Origin of the sequence: Leucobacter sp. gxy201, assembly GCF_051043335.1 — a bacterium.
Taxonomy (GTDB): Bacteria; Actinomycetota; Actinomycetes; order Actinomycetales; family Microbacteriaceae; genus Leucobacter.
In genome coordinates this window covers 1-12,534 of the sequence record NZ_JAMXWS010000007.1, presented here as the reverse complement: position 1 = coordinate 12,534, position 12,534 = coordinate 1, and the positions used below count along the sequence as shown (strand labels likewise).

15 protein-coding genes are annotated in these 12,534 nt (G+C 69.4%); all 15 read left to right on the top strand.

Features of this window, described 5'->3' with window-relative positions; genetic code table 11:
- Nucleotides 1-50 precede the first annotated feature (50 nt).
- The 15 genes from rpe (at nucleotide 51) to NHL51_RS11595 (ending at nucleotide 12,362) form a co-directional block, all read left to right on the top strand.
- Entirely contained in the window at nucleotides 51-713 is a 663-nt protein-coding gene (gene rpe / locus NHL51_RS11665) for a ribulose-phosphate 3-epimerase (RefSeq protein ID WP_434143970.1), read from the top strand.
- Nucleotides 714-772: 59 nt separating this feature from the next.
- Nucleotides 773-1,036 (top strand): phosphoribosyl-ATP diphosphatase, encoded by a 264-nt coding sequence (locus NHL51_RS11660; protein WP_434143968.1) that lies wholly within the window; start codon nucleotides 773-775, stop codon nucleotides 1,034-1,036.
- Between the two features lie 20 nt (nucleotides 1,037-1,056).
- Nucleotides 1,057-1,899, top strand: a complete 843-nt coding sequence (gene hisG / locus NHL51_RS11655) for an ATP phosphoribosyltransferase (protein WP_434143966.1) — start codon at nucleotides 1,057-1,059, stop codon at nucleotides 1,897-1,899.
- A 31-nt stretch (nucleotides 1,900-1,930) separates the two neighbouring features.
- Nucleotides 1,931-2,713: an imidazole glycerol phosphate synthase subunit HisF gene (gene hisF, locus NHL51_RS11650; RefSeq protein WP_434143964.1), complete on the top strand. Its 783-nt coding sequence runs from the start codon at nucleotides 1,931-1,933 to the stop codon at nucleotides 2,711-2,713.
- Nucleotides 2,710-3,087 (top strand): phosphoribosyl-AMP cyclohydrolase, encoded by a 378-nt coding sequence (gene hisI, locus NHL51_RS11645; protein ID WP_434143962.1) that lies wholly within the window; start codon nucleotides 2,710-2,712, stop codon nucleotides 3,085-3,087. The genes hisF and hisI overlap by 4 nt, the downstream gene beginning before the upstream one ends.
- Nucleotides 3,088-3,146: 59 nt before the next feature.
- Entirely contained in the window at nucleotides 3,147-4,691 is a 1,545-nt protein-coding gene (locus tag NHL51_RS11640) for an anthranilate synthase component I (RefSeq protein ID WP_434143960.1), read from the top strand.
- A gap of 1 nt (nucleotide 4,692) precedes the next feature.
- Nucleotides 4,693-5,286 (top strand): Trp biosynthesis-associated membrane protein, encoded by a 594-nt coding sequence (locus NHL51_RS11635; RefSeq protein ID WP_434144110.1) that lies wholly within the window; start codon nucleotides 4,693-4,695, stop codon nucleotides 5,284-5,286.
- 199 nt (nucleotides 5,287-5,485) lie between these two features.
- Entirely contained in the window at nucleotides 5,486-5,719 is a 234-nt protein-coding gene (locus tag NHL51_RS11630; RefSeq protein WP_434143958.1) for a DUF6704 family protein, read from the top strand.
- A 1-nt stretch (nucleotide 5,720) separates the two neighbouring features.
- Nucleotides 5,721-6,491 carry an indole-3-glycerol phosphate synthase TrpC gene (gene trpC / locus NHL51_RS11625; RefSeq protein ID WP_434143957.1) on the top strand — a complete coding sequence of 257 codons (771 nt, stop codon included), beginning with the start codon at nucleotides 5,721-5,723 and terminating at the stop codon, nucleotides 6,489-6,491.
- 19 nt (nucleotides 6,492-6,510) lie between these two features.
- Nucleotides 6,511-7,731 carry a tryptophan synthase subunit beta gene (gene trpB / locus NHL51_RS11620; protein ID WP_434143956.1) on the top strand — a complete coding sequence of 407 codons (1,221 nt, stop codon included), beginning with the start codon at nucleotides 6,511-6,513 and terminating at the stop codon, nucleotides 7,729-7,731.
- Nucleotides 7,732-7,733: 2 nt separating this feature from the next.
- Nucleotides 7,734-8,522: a tryptophan synthase subunit alpha gene (gene trpA / locus NHL51_RS11615; RefSeq protein ID WP_434143954.1), complete on the top strand. Its 789-nt coding sequence runs from the start codon at nucleotides 7,734-7,736 to the stop codon at nucleotides 8,520-8,522.
- A gap of 87 nt (nucleotides 8,523-8,609) precedes the next feature.
- Complete coding sequence (gene lgt, locus NHL51_RS11610) at nucleotides 8,610-9,596, top strand: prolipoprotein diacylglyceryl transferase (RefSeq protein ID WP_434143952.1); 987 nt, start codon at nucleotides 8,610-8,612, stop codon at nucleotides 9,594-9,596.
- A 28-nt stretch (nucleotides 9,597-9,624) separates the two neighbouring features.
- Entirely contained in the window at nucleotides 9,625-11,097 is a 1,473-nt protein-coding gene (pyk, locus tag NHL51_RS11605; protein WP_434143950.1) for a pyruvate kinase, read from the top strand.
- A gap of 161 nt (nucleotides 11,098-11,258) precedes the next feature.
- Nucleotides 11,259-11,549, top strand: a complete 291-nt coding sequence (locus NHL51_RS11600; RefSeq protein WP_434143949.1) for a DUF4287 domain-containing protein — start codon at nucleotides 11,259-11,261, stop codon at nucleotides 11,547-11,549.
- 201 nt (nucleotides 11,550-11,750) lie between these two features.
- A complete protein-coding gene (locus tag NHL51_RS11595; protein ID WP_434143948.1) occupies nucleotides 11,751-12,362 on the top strand; it encodes a hypothetical protein in 612 nt (203 codons plus the stop codon).
- Nucleotides 12,363-12,534: the final 172 nt, after the last annotated feature.

Genomic DNA, 12,534 nt, shown 5'->3' with positions numbered 1-12,534 from the left:
GATTCCGCCCGGTCCGGCGGCGCGGCGTCCGCATCGAATAGGCTGGCATCGTGACCGCACAGCGCATCAACCCGAGCATCCTCTCCGCCGACTTCGTGAACCTGCAGGCCGAACTCGAGGCGATCAGCACCGCCGACCTCGTGCACGTCGATGTGATGGACAACCACTTCGTGCCGAATCTCACGATGGGCCCGCCGATCGTCGAACGCATCCAGGCCGTGTCGCCCGTGCCGCTCGACGTGCACCTCATGATCTCCGACGCCGACCGCTGGGCGCCCGGGTACGCCGAGCTCGGAGCCTACTCGGTGACCTTCCATGCCGAGGCGGCCGAGGAGCCGGTGAAGCTCGCGCGCCGCCTGCGCGATATCGGAGCGCGCGCCGGCATCGCGCTCAAGCCCGGCACCGACCCCGAACCCTACCTCGAGCTGCTGCCCGAGTTCGATCAGGTGCTCGTCATGACCGTCGAGCCCGGCTTCGGCGGGCAGTCGTTCATGCACGACATGATGCCGAAGCTGCGCCGCTTCGCCGAGGCGCGCGAGCGGCTCGGCCTCGATGTGTGGCTGCAGGTCGACGGCGGCATCTCGAAGGATACGATCGCGATCGCCGCGGAGGCGGGAGCCGACACCTTCGTCGCCGGATCCGCCGTCTACGGCGGAGTGCCCGAGGACCGGATCGCCGAGCTCCGTCTCGCCGCCGCTGCCCACGCGCATTGAACCCGCGACCTGTTCCGCGCACGCGGGGCGACGCCGGGAGAACCCGGTAGGCTGGACGGGTGAAAACTTTCGATGATCTCTTCTCGGAACTCAGCCGCAAGGCGGAGACTCGCCCGGAGGGCAGCGACACGGTCGCGCGCCTCGACGCCGGCGTGCATGCGATCGGGAAGAAGATCGTCGAGGAGGCGGCCGAGGTCTGGATGGCCGCGGAGCACGAGGGCGACGACGCCTGCGCCGAAGAGATCAGCCAGCTGCTCTACCACCTGCAGGTGCTCATGCTCGCCAAGGGCCTGAAGCTCGAAGACGTCTATCGCTACCTCTGAACCGTAAGGAAACATCGCGCATGCTGCGTATCGCAGTCCCCAACAAGGGATCCCTGTCGGAAGTCGCCGCCGAGATGCTCACGGAGGCCGGGTACTCCGGTCGACGCGATAGCCGCAAGCTCGTGCACGCCGACACTCGCAACGACGTCGAGTTCTTCTACCTGCGCCCGCGCGACATCGCGACCTATGTCGGTTCGGGCGCACTCGACGTCGGCATCACGGGCCGCGACCTGCTGCTCGACTCGGGTTCGGATGCGACCGAGATCGAACAGCTCGCGTTCGCCGATTCCACCTTCCGCTTCGCCTCGCCCGCGGGCGACGGCATCACCGACATCTCGCAGCTCGCCGGCCTGCGCATCGCGACCAGCTACCCCAAGCTCGTCGACGACTTCCTGCGCGCCCGCGGTGTCGAGTCGGTGCTCGTCAAGCTCGACGGCGCCGTGGAGTCGGCGGTGCAGCTCGGCGTCGCCGACGCGGTCGCCGACGTCGTGTCCACCGGCGCCACGCTGAAGGCCGCGGGCCTCGAGATCTTCGGCCCCGTGATCCTCGAATCGACCGCCGTGCTCATCGGCGGCCCGAACGAGCATGCTGGCATCGAGCGCCTGCTGCGCCGCCTGCGCGGCGTGCTCGTCGCCCGCAAGTACGTGATCATGGACTACGACCTCCCCGTCGCGCGCCTCGAGGCCGCCACCGCGGTCGCGACGGGAATCGAATCTCCCACCGTCTCGCCGCTGAAGGACGAGGAATGGGTGGCCGTGCGCGTCATGGTGAGCGCCGACGAGGCGAACACCATCATGGACGAGCTCTACGACCTCGGCGCACGGGCCATCCTCGTGACGCCGATCCACGCGGCGCGCCTGTAGCGGCCGAGCACCCGATGAGCAGGAGAGCAGCATGAGCGTCGCGGTCCGCGTGATCCCGTGCCTCGACGTCGCGGGCGGCCGCGTCGTCAAAGGCGTCAACTTCTTGAACCTGCAGGATGCGGGCGACCCCGTCGAACTCGCCGCGAAGTACGCCGAGCAGGGGGCTGACGAGCTCACCTTCCTCGACGTCACCGCCACGGTCGACGGCCGCTCGACGACCTACGACGTCGTGCGCCGCACCGCCGAGCAGGTGTTCATCCCGCTCACCGTCGGCGGCGGAGTGCGCGAGGTCGACGATGTGGCGAGACTGCTCGAGGTCGGCGCCGACAAGGTCGGCATCAACAGCGGTGCGATCGCGCGCCCGGACGTGATCGGCGAGATCGCCGACCGCTTCGGCGCGCAGGTGCTCGTGCTCTCGCTCGACGTGAAGCGCAGCGATCGTATGCCCTCGGGCTTCGTCGTCACCACGCACGGCGGTAAGCAGGAGACCGACCTCGACGCGCTCGCATGGTGCCGCGAAGCGGTCGACCGCGGCGTCGGCGAACTGCTCGTGAACTCGATGGACGCCGACGGCACCCAGGACGGCTTCGACCTGGAGCTCACGCGCGACGTGCGCGCGCTCTCGCACGTTCCCGTGATCGCGTCGGGCGGCGCCGGGGAGCTGGAGCACTTCGCGCCCGCCGTCGACGCCGGCGCCGACGCGGTGCTCGCGGCCTCCGTGTTCCACTACGGCAAGCTCACGATCGGCGAAGTGAAGCGCGCCCTCCACGAGTCCGGGCACGAGGTGCGGCTGACCGCGGGGGAGCGCGCATGAGCGCCGTCGACCCCGTGCCCGCCGGCCTCGTCTTCAACGCCGACGGCCTGCTGCCCGCGATCATCCAGGACGACGATTCGGGCGAGGTGCTGATGCTCGCCTGGATGAACCGCGAATCGGTGCGCCGCACGCTCACCACCGGGCGCGTGACCTTCTGGTCGCGGTCGCGGCAGCAGTACTGGCGCAAAGGCGACACCTCCGGGCACCGGCAGTACGTGCGCGGCGTCTCGATGGACTGCGACGGCGACACGCTGCTCGTGCGCGTGATCCAGCTCGGCGCCGCCTGCCACACCGGCACCCGCACCTGCTTCACCGGCAGGGAGATCGCGGCCCTCATCGGCGACCCGGCGCAGGACGACGCGGCCGACGCCTGACCGCAGCGCGGACGTCCGACCGCGGCGGCGGCCCTGAGCCGCCGCGATAGGCTGGAGGAGTGACCCTCACTACCTCACGCAGCGACTTCGAAGCCGCGCGCGCCGCCCACCCGGTCGTTCCCGTCTGCCGCGAGATCTTCGCCGATGCGGATACTCCGGTGAGCATCTACCGCAAGGTCGCCGCGTCCCGTCCCGGTACCTTCCTGCTCGAATCGGCGGAGCAGGGCGGCGTCTGGACCCGCTTCAGCTTCGTCGGAGCCGGCAGCTTCGGCGTGCTCGGCGAGCGCGACGGCCGTGCGCACTGGAAAGCCGTCTCGGATGCTCTCGACGAGGAGCGCCTGCTGCCCGGAGGCGTCGCATCGCTCGCCCCGGTCGAGGCGCTGCGCGCGGTCTACGAGCGGTGGCGGTCGCCGCAGGTCGAGGGCCTGCCGCCGCTCGCGAGCGGCTTCGTCGGCTACCTCGGGTGGGAGACCGTGCATCAGTTCGAGCGCCTCGAGGGCGGGCCCGCCGAGGGCCCGGGGCTCCCGACGCAGGGTCTCGGCTTCGTCTCCGAGCTCGTCGTGATCGACCACCGCGAGGGCTCGGTCGTGCTGCTCGCGAACGTGCTCTGCGACCGGGCAGACAGCGAACCGGCCGACGCGCAGTGGGCCGACGCCCAGGCGCGCCTGGATGTGCTCGAGGCCGCGCTCGCGGCCCCCGTGCCGTCGCCGCTCGGATCCCTGGACCGCACCGCCATGCCCGACGCCGCGCGCCTCACCTCGACCCCGGAGTTCATGGCCGCCGTCGAGATCGCCAAGCGCCACATCGTCGACGGCGACATCTTCCAGGTCGTGCCGTCGCAGCGCTTCGACCAGCCCTGCGAGGCCGACCCCCTCGACGTCTACCGGGTGCTGCGGCACCTCAACCCGAGCCCCTACCTCTACCTGCTGCAGCTCGAGGACGCCTCGGGCGCGCCCTTCGCGGTCGTCGGGTCGAGCCCGGAGGCGCTCGTCACGGTGCAGGAGTCGGGTCACGTGATGACACACCCGATCGCCGGCTCCCGCCCCCGCGGCGCCACCGTCGACGCCGACCAGCAGCACGAGCGCGACCTGCTGGCCGACGAGAAGGAGCGGGCCGAGCACCTCATGCTCGTCGACCTCGCCCGCAACGACCTGCTGCGGGTATGCGAACCGAACTCGGTCGAGGTGACCGAGTTCATGACGGTCGAGCGCTTCAGCCACATCATGCACATCGTGTCGTCGGTCGAGGGCCGGGTACGGGGCGAATGCAACCCGGTCGACGTCTTCCGAGCCACCTTCCCGGCAGGCACCCTCTCGGGCGCCCCGAAACCGCGCGCCCTGCAGATCATCGGCGATCTCGAGCCCGTGCAGCGCGGCGTGTACGGGGGAGTCGTCGGTTACTTCGGTCTCGGCGGCGCAGCCGATCTCGCGATCGCGATCCGCACCGCGACCATCAAGGACGGCGTCGCGATGATCCAGGCCGGTGCGGGAATCGTCGCCGACTCCGTGCCCGAGACCGAGGACGCGGAGTGCCAGAGCAAGGCGGCCGCTCCGCTCCGGGCCGTCGCCATCGCCAATACTCTGCACGAACTGGGCGGTGCCTGAGATGCGCATGAAGCCGCTCGTGCTCCTCGGTACCGCGGTCGTCGGGGCCGCGGGGCTCCTGGCCGGCTCGCAGACGTGGGTGTCGTTCGCGCTCGACGGCGCGTCCGCGACCGAGACCGTCACCGGCCACGAGGTGAACGCGGCCCTCACCCCGATCTTCATCGCCCTGATCGCGGCCGCCCTCGCCCTCACGATCGCGGGGCCCGTGTTCCGGCGCATCCTCGGCGCCCTCGTCGCGCTGCTCGGGGCCGGAGCGACCGCGCTCACCATCGGCGTGCTCGCGAACCCGCTCGCGGCTCTCTCGGGCCGCATCACCGAGCTGACCGGCATCAGCGGCGACCGGAGCACCGCGGCCGTCTCGGCGCTCGAAGTCGCCTTCTGGGGCTATCTGAGCGCCGCAGCGGGCGCCGCGGCGGTCGTGCTCGGCCTCGTCGTCCTCATCACCTCGGGGCGCTGGGCGGCGGCGGGGCGCAAGTACGACGGCGCCGAGGCGCCGAAGCGCTCGGGCGGGGCGCCCGACCGCATCTCGGACTGGGACGCGCTGTCCGAAGGCGGTGACCCGACGGATTCGGACGGGCCGAACCCGTCGGCGTGAGTCATCCTGAACGGCTCGCGAGGCGCGAGCCGCGGCGTGGGCGCGAAACGCGGTGCGTTTCTTCGGTGCGCCCGGCCGGGCGGTGACCCGACGGATTCGGACGGGCCGAACCCGTCGGACGACCCGGGCCCGGCGGATGACAACCCGGCCGACGATTTCAGGTAGGATCGAAGCATTCAAATCTGTTCAGAGGAGATTCATGAGTACCCAGCACGAAGAGCCCGGTCACGGCGATTCACCCGCGGCATGGACCGCAGTTGTAGTGATGCTGATCGGCATCGCAGCCGGCACCGTCTTCTTCTTCCTGCACATGGCAGCCATGGTGTGGGTCTGCGCCGGTGTGGTGCTGGTCGGCGCATTGCTCGGCTTCATCCTCGCCAAGGCCGGTTTCGGCGTGAACGGCCCCCGTTTCACCCCCAAATCGCACGACTAGAGTGTTAGACGAACTGCTCGCAGGGTCGCTGGAAGACGCGCAGGCCCGCAGGGAGCTTCGGCCGTACGCGCAGGTCGAGGCCGACGCGCTCGCGAAGACCCCCGCGCTCGACGCGCTGGCGGCCCTGTCGCCCGCCGATCACATCAAGGTGATCGCCGAGGTGAAACGGGCGAGCCCGTCGCGCGGCGACCTCGCCGAGATCGCCGAACCGCAGGCCCTCGCCTCGCAGTACGAGGCCGGCGGCGCCAGCGTGGTCAGCGTGCTCACCGAGCAGCGCCGGTTCAAGGGGTCGATCGCCGACCTCGAGGCCGTGCGCAAGGCCGTCAGCATCCCGGTGCTGCGCAAGGACTTCATCGGCGACGAGTACCAGGTGCTCGAGGCGCGGGCGGCAGGAGCCGACCTCGTGCTGCTCATCGTCGCTGCGCTGCCGCAGGATCGCCTCGCGCAGTTGTACACGATGATCCGCGAACTCGGCATGACGCCGCTCGTCGAGGCGCATTCCGACACCGAGGTCGCCCGGGCGGTCGACCTCGGCGCCGAGCTCGTCGGCGTCAACGCCCGCAATCTGCAGACGTTCGAGCTCGACCGGGAACTGTTCGGCCGCGTCGCCGACCAGATTCCCGCCGGGGTCATCCGCGTCGCCGAGTCGGCGGTGCTCGATGTCTCCGATGTCGAGCGCTATCGCGAGGCAGGCGCCGACGCGGTGCTCGTGGGCGAAGCCCTCGTCACCAATGACCCCATTGCGACGCTCGCCTCGTATCTGAGCGTCTGAAACCCCGAGCAGGTGTGAGATGACAGCGAAACTCCGCGATCAGCACGGTCCGTTCTTCGGCGACTACGGCGGCCGGTACATGCCCGAATCGCTCATCGCCGCCATCGACGAGCTCACCGAGGCCTACGACGAGGCGAAAGCCGACCCGGCGTTCCAAGCCGAGCTGCTCGACCTGCTGCGCGATTACGCCGGCCGGCCGTCGCCCATCACCGAGGCTCCGAGGTTCGCGGAGCACGCCGGCGGGGCGCGCATCTTCCTGAAGCGCGAAGACCTCAACCACACCGGCTCGCACAAGATCAACAACGTGCTCGGCCAGGCGCTCTTGACCCGCCGCCTCGGCAAGCAGCGCGTCATCGCCGAGACCGGAGCCGGTCAGCACGGCGTCGCGACGGCGACCGCGGCCGCGCTGTTCGGCCTGGAGTGCACCATCTACATGGGCGAGGTCGACACCGAACGCCAGGCGCTCAACGTCGCACGCATGCGCCTGCTCGGCGCTGAGGTGGTGCCCGTGAAGACGGGGTCGCGCACGTTGAAGGACGCGATCAACGAGGCCTACCGCGACTGGGTGGCGAGCGTCGAGACCACGAACTACATCTTCGGCACCGCTGCCGGCCCGCATCCGTTCCCCGCGATGGTGCGCGACTTCCAGAAGATCATCTCGGAAGAGGCGCGCGCCCAGCTGCTCGAGAAGGCCGGGCGCCTGCCCGATGCGGTCGTCGCCTGCGTCGGCGGCGGCTCGAACGCGATCGGCATGTTCGACGCCTTCCTCGACGACGCCGATGTGAAGCTGTACGGCGTCGAAGCGGCCGGCGACGGCGTCGACACCGAGCGACATGCCGCCTCGATCGAGCGCGGCCGCCCCGGCGTGCTGCACGGGTCGAAGACCTATGTGCTGCAGGACGAGGACGGCCAGACGATCGAATCGCACTCGATCTCCGCCGGCCTCGACTACCCGGGGGTCGGCCCCGAGCACTCGTGGCTCGCCGACATCGGACGCGCCGAGTACATCCCGGCGACCGATGACGAAGCGATGCAGGCGCTGCGTCTGCTCAGCCGCACCGAGGGCATCATTCCGGCGATCGAGTCGGCCCACGCCCTCGCAGGCGCGCTGCGCATCGGCCGCGAGCTCGGCGCCGAAGGCGTGATCGCGGTGAGCCTGTCGGGCCGCGGCGATAAGGATATGGCGACGGCGGGCCGCTACTTCGGCCTGCTCGACGAGCACTCGGGAATCGAGGGTTGAACGTGACTGCCTCGCAAGTCGAAACCGCCATTCGTGCGGCCCAGCGGCATCGCAAGGGCGCGCTGATCGGCTACTTGCCGGTCGGTTTCCCCGATCTCGATACGAGCGTCGATGCGGCGATCGCGATGGCGCAAAACGGCGTCGACGTGATCGAGCTCGGCCTCCCGTACTCCGACCCGGTGATGGACGGCGTCGTCATCCAGAAGGCGACCGAGACCGCGCTCGCCCGGGGCTTCCGCGTGCGCGACGTATTCGAGGCCGTGCGCCGAGTGCGCGAGGCGGTCGACGTGCCGGTGCTCGTCATGACGTATTGGAACCCGGTGATGCAGTACGGCGTCGAGCGCTTCGCCCGCGACCTCGCCGAGGCCGGCGGCGCGGGGCTCATCACGCCCGACATCACGCCCGACATCGCCGCCGACTGGATCGAGACGAGCGAGCGCTTCGGCCTCGATCGCGTCTTCCTCGCAGCCCCGAGTTCGAGCGACGAGCGCCTCCGCCTCGTCGTCGGCGCATCGACCGGCTTCGTCTACACCGTCTCCACGATGGGCATCACGGGCGAGCGCGCCGAGCTCGATGCGGCCGCGCGCGGGCTCACGGCGCGTCTGCGCGAACAGGGATCGTCGGTCGCCTGCGTCGGTATCGGCCTCTCGACCCCCGAGCAGGTCTCGTCGGCGCTCGAGTACGCGGACGGAGCCATCGTCGGCACCGTCTTCGTGCGCGCGCTGCTGGACGGCGGTGTGGAGCGCCTGGCGGAAGCGGTGCGCACCATCGCCTCAGGAACCGCACGGTAGCGCGCAAGCTAGAATTGTCCCGTCCACCGCGTCGAGCGGTACGCACAACAGGTTCCGGCGGAGCGGCCGCCGGTGAAAGATGAGTGAATGATCCTCCCGTCGAGTATTCCGAGCCCCGAGATCCAGTTCATCGAACTCGGTCCACTGCGCATCTACCTCTATGCGCTCTGCATTCTGCTCGGCATCGTGCTTGCGGGCTTCTGGACGGCGAGCCGTCTCGGCCGTCGCGGCGGTGAGCGCGGCGCGACGCTCGACTTCATCGTCTGGGCCCTCGTGCTCGGTATCATCGGCGCGCGCCTCTACCATGTGCTCTCGCACTGGAGCGACTACTTCGGCGCCGGGAAGAACCCGCTCGAGATCTTCGCGTTCTGGAACGGCGGCATCGCCATCTTCGGTGCGCTGCTCGGCGGCGGCATCGGCGTACTCATCGCCTCCCGCATCACCGGCATCCGGTTCGGCTCGTTCGCCGACGCCCTCGTGCCGGGCCTGCTGCTCGCGCAGTCGATCGGCCGGTTCGGCAACTGGTTCAACCACGAACTCTTCGGCGGCCCGACCACTCTGCCGTGGGGCCTCGAGATCGAACCCTCGAACTCCGCTTTCCCCGTCGGCCTGCCCGCGGACACGCTCTTCCACCCGACGTTCATCTACGAATCGCTGTGGAACGTGCTCGGCATCATCGTGCTGCTCGCCATCGAGCGCCGCTGGCGCCCGCGCTGGGGCATGTTCTTCGGCTGCTACCTCATCTGGTACGGTCTCGGCCGCGCATTCACCGAATCGCTGCGCGTCGACCCGAGCCTCATCATTCTCGGCCTCCGCACCAACGTGCTGACCGCACTGCTCGCGGTGCTTCTGGGCCTCATCATCATCTTCGTACAGCGTCATCGCCATCCCGGGCTCGAGACCAGCGTCTACCTGCCCGGGCGCCGCAACCCCGCCGACTCGGTGCTCGCGGATACCGCGAACCCCGACGAGTTCTTCCACGTCATCGATCGTGGCGACTCGACCCCGGCGGCAGCGGCCGATGACGATGTCGAAGACCTGGCGGCTGCCCCTGCCGAACCCACCACCAAATAATCGACACATCGCACTTCGAGGAGAACAATTGCGTCACGCGAAGATCGTTGCAACATGGGGACCGGCCGTATCGAGCTATGACCACACCCTCGACCTGATCCGGGCGGGCGTGAACGTCGCCCGTCTCAACATGTCGCACGGCACGTACAACGTGCACGAGGGCATCTACCGCAATATCCGCCGCGCCGAGGCCGAGGTCTCGCGCCCCATCGCGGTGCTCGCCGACCTGCAGGGCCCGAAGATCCGCCTCGCCACCTTCGAGAACGGGCCGTACGAACTCGCCGAGGGCGACGAGTTCGCGATCACGACGCGCGACATCGTCGGCGACCGCACTATCGGCGGCACCACCCACAAGGGGCTTCCCGGCGACGTGAACCCCGGCGACCCGCTGCTCATCGACGACGGCAAGGTCGCGCTGCGCGCCACCCGAGTGACCGACGACACCGTCTACACGGTCGTCGAGGTGCCCGGCGCGATCTCGAACAACAAGGGCATCAACCTGCCCGGCGTCGCCGTGAACGTGCCTGCGCTGTCGGACAAGGACGAGGCCGACCTGCGGTGGGCGCTGCAGCTGGGGGCCGACTACATCGCGCTCTCGTTCGTGCGCGACGCGGCGGACATCACCCGGGTGCACGAGATCATGGAGGAGGAGGGCAAGCGCCTCCCCGTCATCGCCAAGATCGAGAAGCCGCAGGCAGTGGACAACCTCGAGGAGATCGTCGCCGCATTCGACGGCATCATGGTCGCCCGCGGCGATCTGGGCGTCGAGCTGCCCCTCGAGCGCGTGCCGCTCGTGCAGACCGAGGCGATCGCGCTCGCGCGACGCAACGCCAAGCCGGTCATCGTGGCGACCCAGGTCTTCGAATCGATGATCGAGAACCCGCGCCCGACGCGCGCCGAGGCCTCCGACTGCGCCAACGCCGTGCTCGACGGTGCGGATGCCGTGATGCTCTCGGGCGAGACGAGCGTCGGCGCGTACCCCGTCGAGGCCGTCGCCACCATGGCGCGCATCATCGAAGCCACCGAGGATCACGCGCTCGACCGCATCGACCCCATCGGCACGGCTCCCCGTACGCAGGGCGGCGCGCTGACACTTGCGGCCTCCGAGGTCGCGGACTTCATCGGCGCGAAGTTCATCTGCGTGTTCACCGAGTCCGGCGACACCGTGCGCCGCATGTCGCGTCTGCGCAAGCCCATCCCGATCATCGGGTTCACCCCCAGTTACGCCATCCGACGCAAGATGGAGCTCACCTGGGGCGCCAACAGCTACGAGGTCGACCGCGTCGGATCGACCGATGAGATGTTCGACCAGGTCGACGAGGTGCTGCTCTCGCACGGCCTCGCCGAGCTCGGCGACAAGGTGCTCATCATCGCCGGTTCCCCTCCCGGGGTCACCGGTTCGACGAACACGCTGCGCATCCACCGAATGGGGGAGACGACGGGCGAGCTGCCCGACGCGCAGCCCCGCAAGCACGTCATCGAGGCCGCGGCCGCCGAGTAGAACGGGTTCACCCCGCCTCGCGCCTGCGGCGTTCACGAGAGGCGCCCTCCAATACTGGTCTGGAGGGCGCCTCTCGTGCTGTGCTGAGGCTTCCGATGCCATCGCCCTGGCCGGTACTCTGAACAGGTTCGCCGAGATCACTCGACCGAAGGAGCCCGCAGATGTCATTCCAGGCGTACCTCGACACCATCGAGGACAAGACCGGCCTCGTGCCCCGCGAATTCATCGACATCGCCCAGAGCCGCGGATACGATGCGCCCGACGTCAAGGCGGGGGTCATCCTCGACTGGTTGAAAGAGGAGTACGGGCTCGGGCGGGGGCACGGCATGGCACTCGTCCACGTCATCAAGAAGGGGCCGCAGATCGACGGCAAGCACGTCGGCAGCACGGGGTCCCATCGTGACGAGTCCGATACGCTCTGGCTCGACGGCAAGGCGACTCGGCCGCAGTGACGGCCGACGGGGCAGGGCGGACGGAATGGCTCCGGGCGCTGTAGCGCGAGCGGTGCTCAGTGCGACTGCTGCTCGGTCGTGCGCGCCATCGATGAGCTGCGCGCTCCGTTGCTCGCTTCTCCGGTAGCCTGTGCGGGGAAGCCTCTCCTGTGAGGCATCGATGCGGAGGCTGTGATGTCGGTGTTGAAGCACGATGGTGCATTGAGAACCAGGCTGCTTCGCGCCTGGGCGGCAGCGGCTGTGTTCGGCGTGCTCGCGGTAACGGGGTGCTCGGCGCAGCTCTCCGTCGATGTCGGCGGATCCAAGAATTCGGATGCCGAATCGGACCGGCGGCCTTCGCAGACGGCCGAACCCGAGGCGTCGGGCGATCAGAGCGCCGGGGCATCGTCGGCCTCGGAGACCTCCAGCTGCGCAGACGGGTCGGTGCGCCGCGACTTGCGGATGGCCGGCCCCTCCGGGGTGCGCGACTATCGCGGCCATGTGATCGAACCGCACGGCGCGGAGTACGATCTGCGTGCGACGGTGACCGACGACGGCTGCACTGTCGGTGGGACGTTCGAGTACGTGGAGCTCGAGTGCTCGGGCGCCTGGAGCCAGGTGGGAATCGAGGATGGTTCTCGTGTCGCGGGGCAGCCGGCGAGCGTGCGCGTTCGCCTGGCCGAGAACGTCACGACCAACCCCCGGGGCGCCTGCGCGGCGGCGGCCGAAGTGACCTTGCTCACGGGCCCGGCCGGAACGTTCTATTTCTCGAGCTGGGTGCGCGCCGACGGCGACGCGACCGAGTTGAGAACTTTCCTCGAGCCCCAGAACTGAGCGTTTCGGAGTCATCTCCGAAGCCGCGTCGGCACGAGACGCCCCGAGTGCACGAGACACGCCCTTGCGTGCGGTACGCATGCCGTCATCTCGCGCCGTAGGGCGCGTCTCGCGGTGAGAGTTCCGCTTCGAGTGCCGCGGAGGCGGTTGGAGTCGCGTGGGGGCGCCAACG

Bases quoted from the DNA above. Each gene is read 5' to 3' on its own strand.
- NHL51_RS11630 (WP_434143958.1), top strand. From the start codon at position 5,486: ATGAGTACCCAGCACGAAGAGCCCGGTCACGGCGATTCACCCGCGGCA.
- trpB (WP_434143956.1), top strand. From the start codon at position 6,511: ATGACAGCGAAACTCCGCGATCAGCACGGTCCGTTCTTCGGCGACTAC.
- hisG (WP_434143966.1), top strand. From the start codon at position 1,057: ATGCTGCGTATCGCAGTCCCCAACAAGGGATCCCTGTCGGAAGTCGCC.
- lgt (WP_434143952.1), top strand. From the start codon at position 8,610: ATGATCCTCCCGTCGAGTATTCCGAGCCCCGAGATCCAGTTCATCGAA.
- hisI (WP_434143962.1), top strand. From the start codon at position 2,710: ATGAGCGCCGTCGACCCCGTGCCCGCCGGCCTCGTCTTCAACGCCGAC.
- NHL51_RS11600 (WP_434143949.1), top strand. From the start codon at position 11,259: ATGTCATTCCAGGCGTACCTCGACACCATCGAGGACAAGACCGGCCTC.
- hisF (WP_434143964.1), top strand. From the start codon at position 1,931: ATGAGCGTCGCGGTCCGCGTGATCCCGTGCCTCGACGTCGCGGGCGGC.
- NHL51_RS11635 (WP_434144110.1), top strand. From the start codon at position 4,693: ATGCGCATGAAGCCGCTCGTGCTCCTCGGTACCGCGGTCGTCGGGGCC.